21 protein-coding genes and 1 other annotated feature are annotated in these 19918 nt (G+C 52.6%); of the genes, 4 read left to right on the top strand and 17 right to left on the bottom strand.

Annotated features, from left to right (window positions below):
- Nucleotides 1-134 precede the first annotated feature (134 nt).
- The 5 genes from rplL to QOS10_RS06625 form a co-directional block, all read right to left on the bottom strand.
- Nucleotides 135-500, bottom strand: a complete 366-nt coding sequence (gene rplL, locus QOS10_RS06645) for a 50S ribosomal protein L7/L12 (protein WP_283594627.1) — start codon at nt 498-500, stop codon at nt 135-137.
- Between the two features lie 62 nt (nt 501-562).
- Nucleotides 563-1063: a 50S ribosomal protein L10 gene (gene rplJ, locus QOS10_RS06640; RefSeq protein ID WP_283594626.1), complete on the bottom strand. Its 501-nt coding sequence runs from the start codon at nt 1061-1063 to the stop codon at nt 563-565.
- A gap of 31 nt (nt 1064-1094) precedes the next feature.
- Nucleotides 1095-1212 (bottom strand) — a sequence feature (ribosomal protein L10 leader region).
- Nucleotides 1213-1259: 47 nt separating this feature from the next.
- A complete protein-coding gene (locus QOS10_RS06635) occupies nt 1260-3023 on the bottom strand; it encodes an ABC transporter ATP-binding protein (protein WP_283594625.1) in 1764 nt (587 codons plus the stop codon).
- Nucleotides 3007-4761 (bottom strand): ABC transporter ATP-binding protein, encoded by a 1755-nt coding sequence (locus QOS10_RS06630; RefSeq protein ID WP_283594623.1) that lies wholly within the window; start codon nt 4759-4761, stop codon nt 3007-3009. The genes QOS10_RS06635 and QOS10_RS06630 overlap by 17 nt, the downstream gene beginning before the upstream one ends.
- 178 nt (nt 4762-4939) lie before the next feature.
- Complete coding sequence (locus QOS10_RS06625) at nt 4940-6133, bottom strand: aminotransferase-like domain-containing protein (RefSeq protein ID WP_283594622.1); 1194 nt, start codon at nt 6131-6133, stop codon at nt 4940-4942.
- 680 nt (nt 6134-6813) lie between these two features.
- Between QOS10_RS06625 and QOS10_RS06620 the strand changes: the two genes are divergently transcribed.
- A complete protein-coding gene (locus QOS10_RS06620) occupies nt 6814-7605 on the top strand; it encodes a 2-keto-4-pentenoate hydratase (protein WP_283594621.1) in 792 nt (263 codons plus the stop codon).
- A 120-nt stretch (nt 7606-7725) separates the two neighbouring features.
- On the opposite strand, the gene rplA is transcribed toward QOS10_RS06620, so the two are convergent.
- The 12 genes from rplA to QOS10_RS06560 all read right to left on the bottom strand — a co-directional run bounded on the left by rplA (nt 7726) and on the right by QOS10_RS06560 (nt 17205).
- Nucleotides 7726-8418 (bottom strand): 50S ribosomal protein L1, encoded by a 693-nt coding sequence (rplA, locus tag QOS10_RS06615; RefSeq protein ID WP_283594620.1) that lies wholly within the window; start codon nt 8416-8418, stop codon nt 7726-7728.
- A 93-nt stretch (nt 8419-8511) separates the two neighbouring features.
- Entirely contained in the window at nt 8512-8937 is a 426-nt protein-coding gene (rplK, locus tag QOS10_RS06610; protein ID WP_104688469.1) for a 50S ribosomal protein L11, read from the bottom strand.
- Between the two features lie 131 nt (nt 8938-9068).
- A complete protein-coding gene (nusG, locus tag QOS10_RS06605; protein WP_104688470.1) occupies nt 9069-9617 on the bottom strand; it encodes a transcription termination/antitermination protein NusG in 549 nt (182 codons plus the stop codon).
- Between the two features lie 123 nt (nt 9618-9740).
- The gene (gene secE, locus QOS10_RS06600) at nt 9741-9917 is read right to left on the bottom strand and encodes a preprotein translocase subunit SecE (RefSeq protein WP_057807490.1); all 177 of its coding nucleotides are present in this window, start codon (nt 9915-9917) and stop codon (nt 9741-9743) included.
- A 12-nt stretch (nt 9918-9929) separates the two neighbouring features.
- Nucleotides 9930-10079: a 50S ribosomal protein L33 gene (gene rpmG / locus QOS10_RS06595; protein ID WP_283594616.1), complete on the bottom strand. Its 150-nt coding sequence runs from the start codon at nt 10077-10079 to the stop codon at nt 9930-9932.
- 111 nt (nt 10080-10190) lie between these two features.
- Nucleotides 10191-10787, bottom strand: coding sequence for an RNA polymerase sigma factor (locus QOS10_RS06590; protein WP_283594615.1), 597 nt, complete (start codon nt 10785-10787; stop codon nt 10191-10193).
- A 381-nt stretch (nt 10788-11168) separates the two neighbouring features.
- A complete protein-coding gene (gene rlmB / locus QOS10_RS06585) occupies nt 11169-11918 on the bottom strand; it encodes a 23S rRNA (guanosine(2251)-2'-O)-methyltransferase RlmB (RefSeq protein WP_283594613.1) in 750 nt (249 codons plus the stop codon).
- Complete coding sequence (locus QOS10_RS06580) at nt 11908-12321, bottom strand: Mini-ribonuclease 3 (RefSeq protein ID WP_283594611.1); 414 nt, start codon at nt 12319-12321, stop codon at nt 11908-11910. Before QOS10_RS06580 ends, rlmB begins: the two co-directional genes overlap by 11 nt.
- Before the next feature lie 13 nt (nt 12322-12334).
- Nucleotides 12335-13747, bottom strand: a complete 1413-nt coding sequence (gene cysS, locus QOS10_RS06575; RefSeq protein ID WP_283594610.1) for a cysteine--tRNA ligase — start codon at nt 13745-13747, stop codon at nt 12335-12337.
- 362 nt (nt 13748-14109) lie between these two features.
- Nucleotides 14110-15255, bottom strand: a complete 1146-nt coding sequence (locus QOS10_RS06570; RefSeq protein WP_283594608.1) for a PIN/TRAM domain-containing protein — start codon at nt 15253-15255, stop codon at nt 14110-14112.
- Between the two features lie 24 nt (nt 15256-15279).
- On the bottom strand, nt 15280-16656 hold the full coding sequence (gene radA / locus QOS10_RS06565; RefSeq protein ID WP_283594606.1) for a DNA repair protein RadA: 1377 nt from the start codon (nt 16654-16656) through the stop codon (nt 15280-15282).
- A gap of 12 nt (nt 16657-16668) precedes the next feature.
- Nucleotides 16669-17205 carry a dCTP deaminase/dUTPase family protein gene (locus tag QOS10_RS06560; protein WP_283594605.1) on the bottom strand — a complete coding sequence of 179 codons (537 nt, stop codon included), beginning with the start codon at nt 17203-17205 and terminating at the stop codon, nt 16669-16671.
- Nucleotides 17206-17318: 113 nt separating this feature from the next.
- On the opposite strand from QOS10_RS06560, the gene QOS10_RS06555 reads away from it, so the two are divergent.
- The 3 genes from QOS10_RS06555 to QOS10_RS06545 all read left to right on the top strand — a co-directional run bounded on the left by QOS10_RS06555 (nt 17319) and on the right by QOS10_RS06545 (nt 19827).
- On the top strand, nt 17319-17627 hold the full coding sequence (locus tag QOS10_RS06555) for a GNAT family N-acetyltransferase (protein ID WP_408621584.1): 309 nt from the start codon (nt 17319-17321) through the stop codon (nt 17625-17627).
- Nucleotides 17628-17644: 17 nt separating this feature from the next.
- On the top strand, nt 17645-18328 hold the full coding sequence (gene rpiA / locus QOS10_RS06550; RefSeq protein WP_283594603.1) for a ribose-5-phosphate isomerase RpiA: 684 nt from the start codon (nt 17645-17647) through the stop codon (nt 18326-18328).
- 158 nt (nt 18329-18486) lie between these two features.
- Nucleotides 18487-19827, top strand: coding sequence for a C1 family peptidase (locus tag QOS10_RS06545; RefSeq protein ID WP_283594602.1), 1341 nt, complete (start codon nt 18487-18489; stop codon nt 19825-19827).
- Nucleotides 19828-19918: the final 91 nt, after the last annotated feature.

The following is a 19918-nucleotide window of genomic DNA, read 5'->3' as shown; positions in this document are numbered from 1 at the left end:
GAACTAGACCAAAAGCCAAAGTGGCTTAGTCTAGTTCTCAAAAATCTCTTCATCCTTACCGATTGACAAAGAGCCATGTTTAAAAAGAAAAAGACCGCCAAACAGCGGTCTTTTCTGTATTAATGAATATAAGACTACTTAAGGGTAACAGTAGCACCAGCGGCTTCAAGCTTTTCCTTGATGTCGTTAGCTTCGTCTTCCTTAACGTCTTCCTTGATAGCTGAAGGAGCGTTGTCAACAAGGTCCTTAGCATCCTTCAGGCCGACACCAGTGATGTCCTTAACAGCCTTGATAACCTTAACCTTGGCAGCACCTGGTTCAGTCAATTCAACAGTGAAGCTGTCCTTAGCAGCAGCGTCGCCACCGGCAGCACCGGCAACAGCAACTGGAGCAGCTGCAGAAACGTCGAATTCGTCTTCGATAGCCTTAACGAGGTCGTTAAGGTCAGAAATTGATGCTTCCTTTAATGAAGCAATGATAGCATCCTTATCAAAAGCCATGTTTATTTCCTCCAATATTTAGGTAATTGATTTTAATTTGATATTTAATCTTAATACGGCAATTATGCGGCTTCGTCTTCCTTGTCGGCAACGGCCTTGACTGCACGGGCAATCTTCCGCATTGGGTCTTGCAGTGCAGATGCAAGCATTGACAACAGTTCTTCGCGACTTGGCATAGAAGCGTATTCGTTGATTTCGTCGAGAGTCTTAACACTCTTTTCGATGAAGCCACCCTTGATTTCAAGAGCGTCGTGGTCATCGGCGAACTTCTTCAAGATCTTTGCTGGTGCGATTGGGTCTTCGTTTGAGAAAGCCACAGCAGTAGGACCAACAAAAGTGCTCTTGAGGTCTTCGTAGTCAGTGCCTTCAACGGCCCGGTCAAGAATCTTGTTCTTGATAACTGACATCTTAACACCGGCGTCACGAAGTTGCTTACGCAAGTCAGTAACTTCGGCAACCGTCAAACCACGGTAGTCAACAACGATAGCTGATTGTGCGTCGTTAAGCATAGCCTGAGTGTTCTTAACGATTTCAGCCTTCTTAGCAATAGCTGCTTCACTCATGAATTTTCACCTCCTGCAATGTATTTTGATCGGATTTAATAAAAAATCCCTATGACCGCAGACATAGAGAAGGAATTTGCATTTCTTCCTCGGCAGGTACGAATTAAGGCTTACGCCACCTGAGTCTTAGGCAGAGTCATATTTAATCAACTTTGTTAGTTTAACATGCCCTGCCCGCTTCTGTAAAGGGATTTTTCTATTTTTCTGCTTCCTGCAGGCGGACCATCTTCGCGTAGTAGCCATTCTGGGCCATCAGCTCGTCGTGCCGGCCCCGTTCAACGATTCGGCCGTCGCGCAGGACTAGAATCTGGTCGGCATCCCGGATGGTTGAAAGCCGGTGGGCAATGGCAATGGTCGTCTGCTCCCTGCTCATCTCATTGATACCGGCCGTGATCATCTTCTCTGTGTGCGAATCGATGCTAGCCGTGGCCTCGTCCAAGATCAGGACCCGTGGATGGCGGGCCATCACCCGGGCAAAGGCAATCAGCTGGCGCTGACCGGTCGAGAGGTTGCTCCCGCCCTCAGTCAGCAGAGTGTCGTACTTGCGGGGGAGCTGTTCGATAAAACTGTCGGCGTTGACCAGCTTGGCGGCTCGGCGGATGTTTGTCAGGTCCTGTTCGTCGGTAAACATCCCGATGTTGTGGGCCACCGTCCCGTAGAAGATAATGGGCTCCTGGACCACTAAGCCCAGGCGGTGCCGCAGTTCCCGCAACGGGTAGCGGCGGATGTCTTTACCGTCAATCAGGATTTGCCCCGCCTGAAATTCATAAAAGCGCATCAGCAGGTTGATGATCGAACTCTTCCCGCTCCCGGTGTGCCCAACCAGGGCGACCAGCTGCCCCGGCTCAACCGTAAAGGAGATGTCCTTCAAGACCGGCTTCTGCGGGTCATAGCCAAAGGTCACGTGCCGGAACTCGATCCTTCCCGCCGTGACCTGTAGAGGTTCATCCCTTTGAGTCGGCTGGGTTGATGGCCGGTCCAGCAGGGTAAAGATCCGGTCACCGGCCACAATCCCCTCCTGGAAGGTTGCGAGGTTCTCCATCACGCTGGTCAGGGGGTTGAAGAAGTTCTGCTGGTAGGCGACGAAGGCGTAGACCACCCCGGCGGCCACCATCGTCTGCTCACTGTGCCAGCCAAAGTAACCCAGGGTCGCCGTCTCCGCCAGAATGAACATCAGGCTGACAATCGGGTACAGGAGGAAGGAGTCGAAGTTGATCAAGTGGTTGCGATAACCGAAATAGCGGTTGTTCTCCTGGTCAAAGTCCGTCGCCAGGCGGTGCTGCTGGCCGAATTGCTGGATGATCTCAATCCCGCCCAGGGCATCATTGATCTGCGTATTCAACCGGCTGAGGCTCGCCCGAACCCGCTGGTAGACGGGCACACTGAGTTTCTGGTACCACCGCACCAGCAGAACGATTACCAGCAGCAGGCCCAGGGTCAGCCAGGCCAGCAGCGGGCTCACCATGTACATGGCTACAAAGGATGCGACCAGGCCGGTTAAGGCGACGACCAGGTTTAGGATCAGGTTCCAAAAATTGTAGAGGGCCTTGGTGTCATTGGTCGCCCGAGAGACAATCTCCCCCACCGGAGTCTCATCAAAGAAGCGCATCCCCAGGAAGTAAATATGGCGAATCAACCGGTCCCGCAGGCTCTCCAGGGTTCGTTCCGCACCCACCGCAAAGCTGTAGGCTTGGATAAATTGCAAGAGGGCCCGGATAATCGTTAAGGCCAGGTAAATCCCGGCAAACATGATGATCCACTTCAATAGAACCGGGCCATGGCGCAGGTAGTGGTCGATGTAGAACTGGATCAGCCGGGGTAAGAGGAGGTTAACGACACTGAGGACTACAGCCACGACAATTGCAAGGGTGAATTGCCACCAGAAAGGCCGGGCTGCCCGGAAAATTCGGCGCAAAACGGCCCGCTGCCGGCGGTGGGTCAACTTAGTCTGTTTGTCCATTCAGGTCATCCTCCAATCTCTTGCGCCGCAACTGTTCTTGCAAGGTATCACGGTACCAGCCCGGCCGGTTGGCGAGTGCCGCCGGCTTCCCCTGTTCCGTAATGGTTCCCTTTTCCATGACAATCAGCCAGTCGAGCTGACTAACCGCGCTCAGCCGGCTCGTCGCCATGACCAGTGACTGACGCCCCTGCTCCAGGCGCTGTTCAATTTGTTCCGCCGTCTCGGCATCAACCGCCGAGAGGGGGGCATCGAGCACCAGCAACTGGGCATCCTTCATCAGAGCCCGTCCTAGTGCCAGACGTTGTTTTTGCCCACCAGAGAGGTTCGTTCCATCCTGACCAACCGTGGTCTGGTATTGTTCCGGCATTACCGTCACCTCGTCAGCCATCGCGACCGCCGCCGTCACCTGGTGGAGGCGTTGCGTACTGGCTGCGGGGTTGCCAAAGCGGAGGTTACGCTCAACGGTGGTTGAAAAAAGAAAACTGTTCTGGGGCACATAGGCTACCCGTTGCCGGTAGCCTTCAAGGGGAAGCTGCCGGATGTCCTGACCGGCAACACTGATCTTCCCCTGGTAATGGTCAAAATCACGCACCAGCAGACGCAACAAGGTTGACTTGCCGCTCCCTGTCGGTCCGACCAGGCCGATCTTAGCCCCGGCCGGAATCTTAAAGCGGACATCGTGAAGGACATCATCCTTTTCTTCCGGGTATGAAAAATGGTCGATGGCCACCGCCATGTTTCCTGTTGGAACCGACACCCCCGCGGGGGCCGGAAGCCAAGCCGGTTTCTCGGCTAGCAGGGCATTAATCCGGTCATAGCTGGCCCGTCCCCGCTCCAGGGTATTGAACAGGGTCCCGATCGCAAACAGTGGCCAGACCAGTTCGCCAAGGTAGGTGATCATCGTGACCAACTGTCCAACCGATAGCTGCCCTTGTCCCACGGCCCAGCCGCCGACACCGATCGCGATGATGTAGGCCATCCCCATGATCAGCGTGGTGGCTGGACTGAACAGCGCGTCCCAGAAGTAGGCCCGTAAGTTGGTATGGAGGACCTGTTGAACGTAATGGTGAAAGTCAGCCAGGTCGGCCTCCTCTTCCCCAAGTGACTGGACTACCTTGATTCCGCTGATACTTTCCTGAGTCTTATTGTTGAGCCGGCCAAAAGCCTGCTGGGCACGCCCGTAAGCATCGTGAATCTTATTCCCCAGGTGATGGGACAAAACCACCAGCAGGGGGAGCGGCAGGAGGGTGATAACAGTCAGCCGCCAGCTGACGAAGGCCCCCATCGCAATGATCATTGATCCCCCGGTGATGACCGAGTCGGCCAGCGTCAGGATCCCGTAGCTAGCCACCTCCCGGACCGCCTCAACGTCATTGGTGGCGTGGGCCATCAAGTCACCGGTCCGCCAGCGCTGGTAGAAACTCGGGTCCATGACCATGAAATGGTGAAAGAGCTGGCTGCGCAGCTGCCGCTCCAAAACATATGAACTGCCATAGAGAAGCTTTTGCCAGGCAAAGCGGAGAAAGTACTGAATCAAGGCGGCACTAACCATGATGCCTATTTGGACCAGCAACCAGCCTAAAACTACTCGGTGGGCACTGATGGCGTCGACCACGTTTCCAATGATCCGTGCCGGAACGACGTTGCAAATCGCCACCAAGATCAGCGCGACCACCCCGCCGAGGTACTGCCGCCACTGCTGGCGGAAGAACCAGCCGAGCTGTTTGAGAATTGCCACAATTTTCCCTTCTTTCAACGAGTTACTTATTATATGATAGTTGACTAACACTTGATTATAAAATACTTTTCCTTGATCCCCAACCATTTGATATTTGAATAAACTAAAAAGGGATACAGCATAGCCTAGCTGTATCCCTCAGGGGTTTTCAAAAATGTTAATTACTCGCTGAATATCATCACTTCGCCACGGCATCCTGGAGGGCGGCACCGAGCTGCTTCATCCCCGCCGTGATCTTATCCTCCTGGGCATTGGAGTAGTTCAGACGGAAGGTTCCAGGCTGGGCGGCGCCGGCAAAGAATGGGTCACCGGGTACGAAGGCAACGTTGTGCTTCAGGCATTCCTTAAAGAGGGCAACGGTATCGTCCACCCCAGGCACTTCAACCCAAAGGAACATTCCACCCTCGGGATCCGTGTACTTGACCCCGGCTGGGAAGTACTTCTTGATCCCATCGACCATCAACTGCTTGCGCTTGCCGTAGAGGTCACTGATCTCCTTGACGTGGGCATCGAGGTCGTTGTTTTGCAAGAACTCCACGACCGCATACTGGGCCAAGTTATCGGTGTGCAGGTCCGCTGACTGCTTCAGGACGGTCAGCTTGTTGACGACGTCCTCATCAGCGACCAGCCAGCCCAAACGGAAGCCAGGCGCCAGGGTCTTGGAGAAGGTACTCATGTAGAAGACGTGGCCGGTCTGGTCGAAGGACTTCACGGCCGGCACATGTTGGCCGGCAAAGCGAATCTCACCGTACGGGTTGTCTTCCAGGACGTAGACGTCGTACTTAGCCGCCAGCTCGGCCAGCTGCTTGCGGCGTTCCAGAGCCATCGTGCGGCCAGTTGGGTTTTGGAAGTTTGGTACCGTGTAAATCAGTTTCGTGTTTGGATGGGACTTCAATGCCTCTTCCAATGCATCCATCTTCATCCCCTGCTCATCCATCTCCACGCCCGCAAAGTTAGCCCCGTAGGTCTTGAAGACGTCCAGGGCGCACAGGTAGGTCGGCTGCTCAACTAAGACGGTGTCACCAGGGTCGACGAAGGCCTTGCCGACCAGGTCCAATACCTGTTCGGAACCGGTCGTCACTAACACATTTTCAAGTTCGGCATCCACGTCCTCTTTGTCCTTAACGTGTTTTTGGATCAGCTTGCGCAGGGCGGTAACCCCCTTGGCAGCCCCGTATTGCATGGCTTCCTGACCGTGTTTTGCGAAGACTCGGTCGACAGCTTCCTTCATCTCCTTAACGGGAAAAAGTTCAGGAGCTGGCAACCCACCAGCAAATGAAATAATTTGCGGATCCGCTGCTGCCTTTAGGATCGTGCCCACCGCATCCGTGCCATCTGCTGGAACTCGTTTAGAATAGTTAAACTTTGTCATTGTCGTCACTCCTCTTAATAAACTTCAACTGATTTTTAATTATTTTTTAATAAAACAGCTGTTGGCAAGTAGTATACACTAGTTGCCCTTGCTTGTTAAGCATTGAATTAAATTATCTGCAATTTCAAGGGCCGGACGAAGCAGTCTCTTCATTAACTGGTCCACCGCAAAAAACTTTTTGACCGGCGATTTATTAAATTTCTTGTTGACAGATTAGAAAATGATGAGTATAGTTTAGCTAAACTTAATTACAAGCAAAAAACAGCGCGCAGGAATTCGCGGTGGGTACTGGCAACAGAGAGCTAACGGTTGGTGAAAGTTAGCCGCGGGCCCACTCCCGAGATCACCTGCAAGTTGGTCACTGAATAACAGTAAGTCGGCCTGGTCGCCAACCATTACCCTGGCAGCAGATTATTTGTCTGACTGAGGTGGATTCTTTCCATGAAGAAAAGGTGGTACCGCGATTTATTCGTCCTTTAAGCATTTCGATGCTTAAGGGATTTTTTGTTTGTTTTTGAAATAATTAACGGCGAGGTGAGCATAATGCAAGAAAGCGACATTAGTAGCATTGACGATATTAATAACATTATTCAACACTCAACAAGATCCATGGTGCTCATCTTGATAGGAGATTGGCAGCAGTGAGTACCATGGTCATTAACTTCAGGAGGTAAATGACGATGACAAAACTTAACCAACACCAATTAGACTTTGCACAAGCACTCTTTGAAGCCGACCGTTCCGGCACGCCCCTTCACGAAAGGGACTGGACAGGGGTGGTCACCGATGACGACACCGCCTATGCCGTCCAGGACCAGGTCATGAAATTAAAGGGCCTGCCCGTCGGCGGATACAAGGTCTCGCTCACCAGTAAGCAGACCCAGGACATGTTCGATGCCGATTCGCCGCTTTATGGCCAGCAAGTAGATCGGCGCTTCCTGCCTGCGCCGGCAACGGTCCGACTGGCGGAGATGATGGAACCGCTCGTCGAGGTAGAGTTGGCATTCCGCGCCAAGGAAGACCTGAGCCCCGACGATAGCCTCGAGGACCTGTTGCATAAGACAACTGTTGCGGGCGCCCTTGAGCTTCCCGACGCCCGTTTTGCCGACTGGTTCCCCAGCCTTGGCAAGTACAACGTGATGGCCGATTGTGCTGTGGGCGGCCGAGTGGTCTACGGAAACGAGCAAGCAAGCGACCAGGTCTTTGCCGCGGTTGACGAGCTGGCAACCGTAAGCGCTCAGCTCTTTCTCGGCGATCGCCAGCTCGACTCTGGCACATCTTCTGAGGTCCTCGGTAATCCATTGAACTCCCTCCAATGGCTCGTCCGCAAACTGGCGGATCAGGATAAGCAATTCCGGCAGGGACAGCTAGTCTCTTCAGGAACCTTTGTCCTACCGCCAAAGCTGGTCCAAGGCCACTGGCGCGTCCACTTCGATCACGGTCTCGGGGACGTTGAACTGACAGTTCAGTAATCCCTTACCTACCTATTATCCTTTCATCCACCAAAAGACGCATTACCGTTTTGCCGGCAATGCGTCTTTTTATTTAAAACTAAAAAAGAGCCGAATGCGATCGACTCTTTTTTCTTCATATTAGAATGAAGAAAGATCAAGCGTAACGCTTGGGCCAAAAGTTGAGGCGATTGAAGCGTGCTTGATGTAAGTTCCCCGTACTGAAGCAGGACGAGCCTTAACAACGATGTCTTCCAACGTCTTCAGGTTTTCAACCAGCTTGTCAGTGTCGAAGGAAACCTTACCGAATGGTACAGCAACGTTACCATCACGGTCAGTCCGGTAGGTAACTTGACCAGCCTTGGCGTCAGAAACAGCCTTGGCAACGTCCATCGTAACCGTACCAGTCTTTGGGTTTGGCATTAAGCCCTTAGGACCAAGGACCCGACCCAAACGACCTACCTTAGGCATCATGTTTGGCGTTGCGATAGCAACATCAAAGTCGAGCCAGCCGTCTTGGATCTTTTCAACCAAGTCGTCAGAGCCGACAAAGTCAGCACCGGCATCTTGGGCAGCCTTGGCGTTTTCACCTTCAGCAAATACGATAACGGTTTGGTCCTTACCAGTACCGTTTGGCAAAACAACAGCGCCACGTAATTGTTGATCAGCTTGCTTAGTGTCAACGTTTAAGTTAAATGCAACTTCAACGGTTGCGTCAAAGTTAGCGAAGTCAATATCTTTTACTAATTGAACCGCGTCGTTAACAGCGTATTCCTTCTTGCTGTCAACCTTTTTAAGCGCGTCTTGGTACTTCTTACCACGATTCTTAGCCATCTTGTGTTTTCCTCCTTGCAAATGTGGTCTAGCGGAGTTAATACCTCCCACGGAGACGTATTACTTTGATAATACGTCCGGACTGCTTAACAACTAGTCTTCAACAGTGAAGCCCATGCTGCGTGCAGTACCTTCAATCATGCGCATAGCTGCTTCTACGTCAGCTGCGTTTAGATCTTGCATCTTAGTTTCGGCGATTTCCTTAACTTGGTCCTTGGTTACAGAAGCAACCTTGTTCGTGTTAGGTTCACCGGAACCGTGTTCAACACCAGCGGCCTTCTTCAGTAAGACAGCAGCAGGTGGCGTCTTAGTAATGAAGTCAAATGAACGGTCCTCGTAAACGGTAATTACAACTGGGATCAGCATACCCTTTTGGTCTGCAGTCCGTGCGTTGAATTCCTTAGTGAAGCCCATGATGTTAATACCTGCTTGTCCAAGTGCAGGACCTACTGGTGGAGCTGGGGTAGCCGCACCGGCAGGGATTTGCAACTTGACAACGTTAGCTACTTTCTTTGCCACGAGACAAAACCTCCTTAGTCCGTGTTGTGGTCATGATGAGGCAGAAAATTTACCTCTCCCACAGTATGTCGAATAGCATACCATAGAAACATACCACAGTTATCTCACAATTTCAAGTTCGTTTTCAGCGATTAATCAACAGTGGTGTCAACCTGGTCAAAGCCCAGTTCAGCCGACGTTTCCCGGCCGAACATCTCAACGTTAACCTTGAGCTTTTGCTTTTCGTGGTCAACTTCGGTCACCTTACCAGTCAGGTCCGCGAATGGTCCGGCGATGACCTTGACCGTGTCGCCTTCCTTGACGTCCAGGTCGCTGACGGTGATCTCGGCACCCATCCGCTTCATAATCCGTTCCACTTCTTCAGGAAGCAGCGGCGTTGGCTTGGAACCACCACCGTGGGAACCTAAGAAACCAGTAACGCCGGGCGTGTTCCGGGCAATGTACCATGCCTGGTCGGTCATGATCATTTCAACCAGGACGTAACCGGGGAAGGTATTTTCAACGACTTCCTTGGCCTGGCCATCCTTCACTTGCCGAACGGTCTCGTTTGCGACAACTACCCGAAAGATGTAGTCCTGCATCCCCATTGACTGTGCCCGGGATTCCAGGTTGCTCTTAACCCGGTTTTCGTAACCGGAGTAAGTATGCAAGACATACCAACGTTTTTCATGTGATTCCACGATAAATCCTCCTTAAAGATTAATGCTGTTTTGAATTTTTACCAAAATAAAAAACCCCGCTCGTCACGAAGTTCACCAAAGCTTAGTATAACAGACAACCCGCTGTTTGACCACATCTTAATCTTAGACAAACAGCTTCATTAATAATTGAATCAACCAATCAAACAGGGCAAAGAACAGGACGAAGAACAACGTCAGTGAAATGACGATCGTCGTGTCGCGCCGGTTTTCCTTTGCAGTTGGCCAAACAACCAGCTTCATCTCATGGTTAACACTCTTGATAAATCGAATTAAGTGCATCCTTGCCTCCACCTACTTACTCTCACGGTGAAGTGTGTATTCACCGCAGTGCTTGCAGAATTTACGTAGTTCTAATCGTGATTGTCGCTGCGGATTAGCGGTGATCGTGTAATTGCGCGCACCGCACTTGGTACATTCCAAGGCAACTTTTCGTTGGGACATACTGCCGCCTCCATTCAGTAATAGGTTAGCACGAGTTTTATATTTAAATCAACCAAATCAATTCAAAAAGCCAGGCAGCGGTTTTCCTGTCTGCCTGGCCGTCAGTAGTTCTTAATATTTCCGCCGCAACTCAGCAATCAGTTTACGCCGGCTACGGGTCAGTGCACTGCGAATCTTGCGTTCATCGCAACCCAGTTTTTCCTCGATTTCGGCTATGCTGGCACCCTGATGAAGCAGGATGATCACCTGCCGCTCAAAGTTTGAACACCGTTGCATGAAGGCCGCCAAGCACTTCTGGCAATATACGATGTCTTCCGGCCGGTCGTGGTGTCCATCCACCAGCAGGTTAGCGTCCTCATCCCCCAATGAGGACAATTGACTAGCCGGAATTCGTTTGCAGGCCTGGCGGGCCCGGTAAAGGTCCAGCAGCCGGTTGATCAGACTTTGCTTATAGAAACCGGCGAACTTGATCATCGAACCGCCGCGGTAGCCCTTGAGGACCCGCACCAGGACTATTTCAGCCTCTTGGTACCAATCGTCAAGTTCCAGGTCGGCGACATAATACTCCTGCCAGAGCCGGCGAACCAGCGGCCAGTACTGCTTAAACAGGGCTTGAAATTCCTTGTCCTTGCCTTTCCTGGCATCCACCAGGATCTTTACTCCCTTTTGATCTTGAAACTTATGTTTGGTCTTATCGGTGCAGTGCATATCTGCATTGCCCCCTCCTAAAGTAATTGACCCGTCACGATTTCAACTAGTGCTCGTCGCCTGCTAGTTTCCGCCCAGCATGGTATTTACCTTCCCCATCGGCCGTCGAAAAGCGCTTTCAATTTAGCGCCTATTTTCGTAAAATCCACGTGTCTGATATTAATTTAACAAACTGTCTCATCAGGCAATAGTCGTTTTTTTGGTTTAACGGAACGGCTAATCGAACGGTATACCCAGCGATAAGTCGACACAAAAGGGATAATTGATCATTATAGTTACTTCTTTTTTCAATATTCGCAACTCACTGAATAGCGATAAGTGAAAGCGGACACAAAAGGGACGGCCTCTCATCAGGAAGCCGCCCCTTCGTCATTTCTTATTTTACTTTAACGGGTGCCGGGAGTTGAATCCTTGGTAGATCAAGAGGCTGGCCGCCACACTGGCATTCAGACTCTGAACGTGCCCGATCATCGGGATTGTCAGCATCTCATCGCAGGTCTTCTTCAGGAGGGCGGAAATGCCCTTCCCTTCATTGCCGATAACTAATGCCACGGCGCCATGGGCATCCCAGGTCCGGTAGTCCTTCCCCTTCATGTCGGTACCGAAGAGCCAAACGCCCCGGTCCTGGAGCTCCTTAGCTGTCTGGACCAGGTTAGTGACCCGGGCCACTGGAACGTGTTCGATCGCCCCAGTCGAGGTCTTGGCCACCACGGAGGTCAGGCCGACTGCCCGCCGCCGCGGAATGATGATCCCGTGAACCCCGGCTGCGTCGGCCGTCCGAATGATGGAACCCAGGTTGTGAGGATCTTCCAGTTCGTCCAGGATCAAGAAGAAGGGATCCTCACCGTGCTTGGCCGCATTATCGAAGAGATCGTCGATGGTGGCATATTGGTAGGCCGCCACTGCCAGGGCAACCCCTTGGTGGTTCTGGTGGTCGGTCATCATATCCAGCTTGTTCTTAGGAACGTTGGAGATGACCAGCCGTTTTTCCTTGGCTAGCTTGATGATCTGGGCGATGGCATCAGCCTTCAATCCTGATTGGATAAAGACCTTGTTGATCTCCTGGTCCGACTTGAGGGCCATGATCGCCGGGTGCCGGCCGATGATAAAGTCAGTGTTTTCAGTCTTCATGTTTTGTCCGCCCCGTTTCCACTTGTTTGATGCACCATTCTGCCAGTTCGTTCAGCCGTTCCTGCTGGCCCGAAAGCTGGAGGTACCCCATCAGGGCCTCAAAGCCGGTCGAGATCCGGTAGGTCAGAACGGCGGTGTGCTTGGCGTGAGTGTGGCTGTTGGCATTGCGGCCCCGCTTGAAGTAGGCCCACTCCTCGTCCGCCAACAGGTCGTCTTCCTTCATCAGGTCGATCAACGCTGCCTGGGCCTTGGCGGAAACGTAGTGGGTGGCGATGTGCTGGAGCTTGGTGGGCTTGCTCAGCCCCGTGCTCAGCAGGTGTTGGCGAATGAACACCTCGTAGACCGCATCACCGAGGTAGGCCAGGGCGATGCCGTTTAGTTGTCGATAGTCTGCTTTTTCCATTGTAATGATTAATTTACTCCTTCTTGTACCGGGTTCCCTGCGGGGTATCTTCAAGAATAATCCCCTGCTTCTTCAGGTCGTCCCGAATTTGGTCACTGCGGGCGAAGTTCTTGTTCTTCCGGGCCTCGTTCCGCGCCTCAATCAGCTGCTTGATCTGGTCGTCATCGATCTGGTTATCGGAAGCCGTCAGCTTGACCCCGAAGATGCTCATCAGCGTCGCCAGAGTGGACTTCAGAGCTGCCAGGGCATCGGCGTTGACCTGGTCCTTTTGGGCATAAACGTTGGCGCACTTGACCAGCTCATAGACCACGGCAATCCCGTTTTGAACATTGATATCGTCATCCATGGCATCGGTGAAGCGCTGCTTAAAGGCGGCCAGCTTGGCGTCCACCTCAGCATCCCCGCCGGCCTGGGCATCCTGTTCCCGGTAGGTCAGGTTGTCATAGGCCGTCTGGATGTGGTCGAGGTTGTTCTTGGCATCAACCAGGTTATCCTCACTGTACTGGATTGGCCGCCGGTACTGAGTCGTCGCCATGAAGAAGCGCAGTACCTGCGGTTCGACCTGCTTGATGATGTCGTGGACGGTGATGAAGTTGTGCAAGGACTTGCTCATCTTCTCGTTGTCCTTGCCGATGGTGACAAACCCGTTGTGCATCCAATAGCGGACAAACTGCTGGCCATTCTCAGCTTCACTCTGGGCAATCTCGTTTTCGTGGTGCGGGAACTCGAGGTCCTGGCCCCCGGCGTGAATATCGATGGTCTTGCCGAGGTACTTGGTGGACATCACGGAGCACTCGATGTGCCAGCCGGGACGGCCCTTGCCCCATGGGGAATCCCAGCTGATTTCACCAGGCTTAGCGGCCTTCCAGAGAGCAAAGTCCATCGGGTCTTCCTTCTTATCGACCTCATCGGTGCTGACGTGCTCACTGGCCCCGACTTCAAGGTCGTCAATCGACTGGCCGGACAACTGTCCATAGTGCTTGAACTTCCGGGCCCGGTAGTAAACGTCGCCGTTCTTCTCGTAGGCATAGCCCTTGTCGATCAGGCCGCTGACGAATTTAATGATGTCGGGGATGTTTTCCGTTGCCCGCGGATGCAGGGTCGCCGGCTCAATATTGATGGCTGTCGTGTCCTCCATGAAGGCATTGATGTACTTCTCTGCCAGCTGGGGCACCGTAATGCCCTGCTCGTGGGCCGCCTTGATCATCTTGTCATCAACGTCGGTAAAGTTGGAGACGTAGTTCACCTTGTAGCCCTTAAATTCCAGGTAGCGCCGCACTGTGTCAAAAGCAATTGCCGAACGGGCATTGCCGATGTGAATGTAATTGTAAACCGTCGGGCCACAGACATACATGTTAACAACGCCTGGATGCAGCGGCTTAAACTCTTCTTTTTTCCTGGTCAGCGTATTATAAATTGTTAGCATATTATCTGCTCCCTCATAATTTACTTGCAAATTGCTTCTTTAATCTTACCACAAACCGTTCCGATCCGCGCCCGATTGAGAATTTCGGCGGTTGAAAAGTTCTTTAAGACTTTGGTCATAATTTCTTCACATTCTGCTGTTAGTATAATAAGCGTAGTAAAGAAAGAGCTTTGCTACATCAATGAAACCTATTATTTTTCAATTACTCCTCCCAATAGTAACCGAAAAAATAATCATTACGAAATCTCCCCCAAGTTTTCGTAATACTCCCTATTATGAGGGCGGCTGATCCCAGGCCGTCCTTTTCTTTTGGCTATTTTGACTCAAAAAGGAGATCGCCCCGTGTGCGATCTCCTTTTTTACTATTTCTTCTTTGAATTATTGGAATTACCCTTGTCCTTAGACTTGGACTGTTCATCGATTCCCCGCTGGGAGTGCAGCGGCCGGGCAAAGATCATCCGACCGGCATCCGTCTGCAGGGCACTGGTGACCTCAACTTCAATCGGCTTGTTCATGAAGTAGCGGCCATCCTCAACCACGACCATCGTTCCGTCATCTAAATAGGCAACCCCTTGCTGCCGTTCGGTCCCCTTCTTGACGACCACGACGTTGAGGGTTTCGCCCGGAATGACCCGGGGCCGCAGTGACTTCGCCAGATTATTGATGTTTAAAACATCGACGTTCTGGAACTGGATCACCTTGTTGAGGTTGTAGTCGTTCGTGACAATCGCCCCGTTGACCTTCTTGGCCAGGGCAATCAGCTTGCTGTCAACCTCAGGGATATCCTCGAAGTCCCCCTCGTACATTTCAACGGGCACAATTTTCTCGCTCCGCAGCTTATTTAAGATGTCCAGACCGCGCCGGCCCCGCACCCGCTTGATGCTCTCGCCGGAGTCAGCAATGTATTGCAACTCATAGAGAACAAAGTTAGGCACTAACAGGGTCCCTTCAAGAAAGCCCGTCTTGACCAGATCGTAAATTCGGCCGTCAATCAGGATGTTGGTGTCCAGGATCTTGTAGTGGTGGTAATTGGCATCGTGGCGGTCAATCATCTCGCCATTATCATCGTTGCGCTGGACTTTACGGGTTAACAGCTTCTTCCATTCATCTACCCGGGTGGTCCCAATTCGGAAGCCAAGGTAACTGAACAGCAACATCAACAGGATCGGCAAAACATTGTTAACTACCGGGATATTGGTCTGCCAGAGCGGGATTGAAATCAGTACCGCCAGGACCAGACCGAGGATCGTCAACAACGCACCGAAAATCAGGTAGAGCGGGTTCTTCCTCGTCAGTTCCCGCTCAATTTGCGCAAGCAGTCTCATTGTTGGTTTGGCCAATAGCAATCCTAATAGCCAGAAAATAAGTGCACCAATAATAATATCTAGAAATACCAACAACGGGAGTGCAAAGTGCAACTTCAGTACGTCCCACAGTAGGGGCAGATAGTAGAAACCGACCATTGCCCCGACCAGGACGTAGATTGCAACTACAATCCGTTTTCGCATTTTGGTTCCTCCTTTATTAAATTTTTAGGCCAGTGCCAGGCGCAGGGCCTCACGCAGGGTCGTCACCCCAATGACCTCAATGCCGGTCGGCGGGTTCCAGCCCTTCAGGTTGTTCTTCGGCACGAAGATCCGCTGGAAGCCCAGCTTCTGGGCCTCGGCCACCCGCTGCTCGATCCGGTTGACCCGGCGAATCTCACCGGTCAACCCGACTTCCCCGACAAAGGCATCGCTCGGTCGTGTTCCCTTATCGCGGTAGCTCGACGCGATTGCCACGGCAATGGCCAGGTCAATCGCCGGCTCATCCAGCTTAACCCCCCCGGCCGCCTTCAGGTAGGCATCCTGGTTCTGCAGCATCAAATTAGCCCGCTTCTCCAGCACCGCCATAATCAATGATACACGGTTCCGGCTCAGACCGGTAGCGGTTCGCTGGGCGTTTCCGTAAACCGTTGGCGTAACCAGGGCCTGAATCTCGACCAGGATCGGCCGGGTCCCTTCCAGTGAGACCACCACAGCTGATCCGGTGGCATCCCGCAGGCGTTCCTCCAGGAAAATCTCAGATGGGTTCTTAACCTCGGTCAGCCCGTTCGTGTGCATCTCGAAGATCCCCAGCTCGTTGGTGGAGCCGAAACGGTTCTTCACTGACCGCAGAATCCGGTAGGTGTGGTGCAGGTCCCCCTCAAAGTAGAGAACCGTGTCCACCATGTGCTCCAGGATCTTGGGTCCCGCGAGCGCCCCGCCCTTGGTGACGTGGCCCACTACGAAGATCGTGATGTTATTGCTCTTGGCGATCTGCATCAGTTGAGCCGTGACCTCCCGGATCTGGGAGACGCTCCCGATCGCCGAGCTGACATCTGTGGCCTGCATCGTCTGCACGGAGTCGATCACGACAAACTCCGGCTTGAGGTCGTGGATCGTGTCGCGGATGCTATCCATATTGGTCTCCGGGTAAACGTAGAAGTTATCCCCAGCCACGTGGAGCCGTTCCGCCCGCATCTTGATCTGGGTGCCGCTCTCTTCCCCTGAAACGTAGAGGACCTTGTGGTGGTCATCGCTCAGTTGGCCGGAAACCTGGAGAAGGAGGGTTGACTTTCCGATCCCGGGGTCCCCACCGATCAGGATCAGGGAGCCGGGCACGATTCCGCCCCCGAGGACCCGGTTGAGTTCGTTGAGCCGGGTCTTCACCCGGGGGGTCTCCTGGCTGTTAATCTCGCTGATCTTCTGCGGCTTGGCTACCAGGCCGGTCAGCGTAGTTGTCTTGGCCTTGGTGGTCGAGGAACCGCTGCTCTGCACCTGTTCCTCGACGAAGGTGTTCCACTCCCCGCAGTTCGGGCAGCGGCCCAGGTAGCGCGGTGAGTTATAGCCGCAGTTTTGGCAAACATACTGTGTTCTTACCTTTGCCATTATCTTTGCTCCTTACTTTTGGGTTGAACCAAAGCCACCCGTCCGTTGGGCAGTCGGCTGTTTCTCATCATCGGCGAGCAGATAAGGAATGAAGATCCCCTGACCAATCCGCTCGCCCTTCTTGATGTGGTAGTCCCGCAGGCCATAGTTGATCAGCTGGAAGAAGATCTCGCCTTCGTTGCTGTCGTTGTCATAGTAGTCGGCATCCACGATCCCGACCCCGTTTGGCAGGACCAGGCGCCGCTTCAGGGGACCACTCGACCGATCAGCCAGTAGGAGAAATTCGTTCGGCTGCATGTAGGCCTTGATGCCCGTCGGCACTAAGTAGGGTTTCAGGGCAGCATCGGCAGCCGTAAAGTCGGCATCCGTCAACTTCTTTTGCTGGTAGATCGTCCAGAGAGCCTTGATGAAGTTACCCTTCCAGATAGATGGCAAGGTAAAGTCCTCAGCTGCCTCGAAATCATAACCGGCCGCGTTGGCCGTCTGCCGCTGGGGCGGGTTGATTCCCTGCCCCTGTCTCTTGGAAACTACCTTAAATCCGCGTTTCATTGCATTCACCTCATCGAATTAAATCACTGTTTAAATATTATAAGATAGAACCTTTAGTAATGGTATTGCTTAGGCTTGACTTTTGCGATTACTTTACGGAAAATTGATCATGAATGGATGTGATCACTTTGCAATATCAAATTGAGGATCACCGGATTGTTGCCAGCGATGACCACCAGCCATTTGTTGGTGAGATCAGTTTCCCCGCTGTCGATGGCTACCCCGACCGGGTCGTTGTCGAACGCGTCTTTGTCCATCCTGACTACCGTGGTAGGGAGATCGCGGCTGTTCTCGTAAAACGTTTTATCAAGTACGCCAGCGACCAGGGATGGACCGTCAAACTGATGTGTCCCTACGCAACCCAGCAATTCAAGCGGCATCCGGAATATCAGCGTTTGTTATTACCAGAAGATCGTTTTTAGCATAGGAGGAATACTAAATGAACCAAGACGAATTAAAGGCCCAAACGGGTAAGGAATCAGTTAAGTACATCAAGTCCGGCATGATCGTCGGTCTCGGGACTGGGTCCACCGTCCGCTACATGGTCGACGAGCTCGGTAAGCAGGTCCAAGCCGGTAACCTGACCAACATCATCGGGGTAACGACCTCCAGCCGGACCACCAAGCAGGCCGAGAGCCTCGGCATCACCATTAAGAACCTCGATGACGTCGACCACATCGACCTGACCATCGACGGGGCTGACGAGATCAGCGACGACTTCCAAGGAATCAAAGGTGGCGGTGGCGCCCTCCTCTGGGAAAAGATCGTGGCCAACGTTTCCGACAAGGTAATGTGGATTGTTGACCAAAGCAAGCTGGTCCACAAGTTGGGCAAGTTCCCGCTTCCCGTTGAAGTCATCCCATTCGGTAGTCAACATGTCTTCAACCGTCTGGAAAAGAAGGGCTACAAGCCAACCTGGCGGATGGACGGTGACAAGAAGTTCCGTTCTGATGAAAATAACTACATCATCGACCTGCACCTCGAAGAGATCGACCACCCAGCCGCTCTGGCCGATGAACTGATCCACATGGTCGGCATTGTTGAGACGGGTCTCTTCCTCAACCGGGTTAACGACGTCATCGTGGGTACCGACGAAGGTCCAAAGGTACTCCACGCCCGTTAAAATTAAATTTCGATAATCAAGAATCGAGCCCCCAGCACATTGCTGAGGGTTCTTTTTCTTGCCATTCCTTAACACTCGGTAACGATAAGCGGTCCGGCTTTCCCCCGTTCGCCGATTCCCCTATAATAGAATAGTAAGAATAATGAGGAGGTCTTTTTATGGCTTTTAAGATTAAAAAAGATGATATCAAACGTTTCCGCGCCGATTATGACAACCGCCGTGACAGCCACGTGATCGAAAACGCAGTCACCAAGAACGGGGTCCGCAACGCGAGCTTCAACTGGCACGCCATCCAGGACAACGATCCCCACTTCTCAATTGACCTGAAGACCGGGGATGTTGCTGACCAGAAGCAGTCCGGTCGCTGCTGGATGTTTGCCGCTTTGAACACCATGCGCCACGAAATGCAGCAGAAGTACAACCTGCCGGACGACTTCGAACTCTCCCAGTCCTACCAGTTCTTCTGGGACAAGTTTGAAAAGGCCAACTACTTCTACGAAAACGTCCTGAAGACGGCCCACAAGGCCACGGATAGTCGTAAGGTCGCTTGGCTGATGGCCGAACCGCAAAACGATGGTGGCCAGTGGGACATGCTCTGTGCCTTGATCGAAAAGTACGGGGTCATGCCAAAGTCTGCCATGCCAGAATCATTCAATTCCAACAACTCCCGGGGCATCGACAGTGTCCTCAACAATAAGCTGCGTCATGATGCCGTCATCCTCCGTAAGATGGTCAACGAGGACCACGCCAGCCAGGATGAGCTGGACGCCAAGCGGACCACGATGCTGAACGAGGTCTACCGGATGCTGGCCTACGCCTTTGGTGAACCAAGCACCCACTTCGACTTCGAATACCGGACTAAGAAGGCCAACGAATTCCACCGTGATGCCAACCTGACGCCACGGGAATTCTTCAAGAAGTACATCGGCTGGAACCTCGACGACTACGTTTCCATCATCCAGGCTCCAACCGCTGACAAGAAGTACCACAAGACCTACACGATCGACATGCTCGGCAACGTGGTCGGCGGCCGGCAGATCAAGCACCTGAACCTGCCAATGGACGAGTTCAAGGACCTGGCCATCAAGCAGCTCAAGCATGGCGAGAGTGTTTGGTTTGGTTCCGATGTCGTCAAGTACTCCGAGACCAAGCTGGGGATCATGGCTCTAAACACCTACGACTACAACGCCCTCTTCGACATGGATCTGGACATGACCAAGGCCGATGCGCTGGATTACGGTCAGAGCATGATGGACCACGCGATGGTGCTGACCGGGGTTGACATTGTTGACGGCAAGCCAACCAAGTGGAAGGTTGAAAATTCCTGGGGCAACAAGGTCGGTCACAAGGGCTACTTCGTGATGAGCGATGATTGGATGGACAAGTACTGCTACCAGATCGTCATCAATAAGAAGTACCTCTCCGACAAGCAGCGCCAGGCCCAGGCCCAAGAGCCAATCGTCCTGAAACCATGGGATCCAATGGGGACCCTGGCCTAACGCCTTTACAATTCAAATCGAGTAGGAGGTAATTGATTATTTCAATTACCGACCTCTCACACCACCGTACGTACGGATCCGTATACGGCGG

The sequence above is a fragment of the Limosilactobacillus galli genome (genome assembly GCF_947381495.1).
GTDB classification, from domain to species: Bacteria; Bacillota; Bacilli; order Lactobacillales; family Lactobacillaceae; genus Limosilactobacillus; species Limosilactobacillus galli.
The sequence above is the reverse complement of the archived record's forward strand: the minus strand, read 5'-3'. Positions and strand labels throughout refer to the sequence as shown.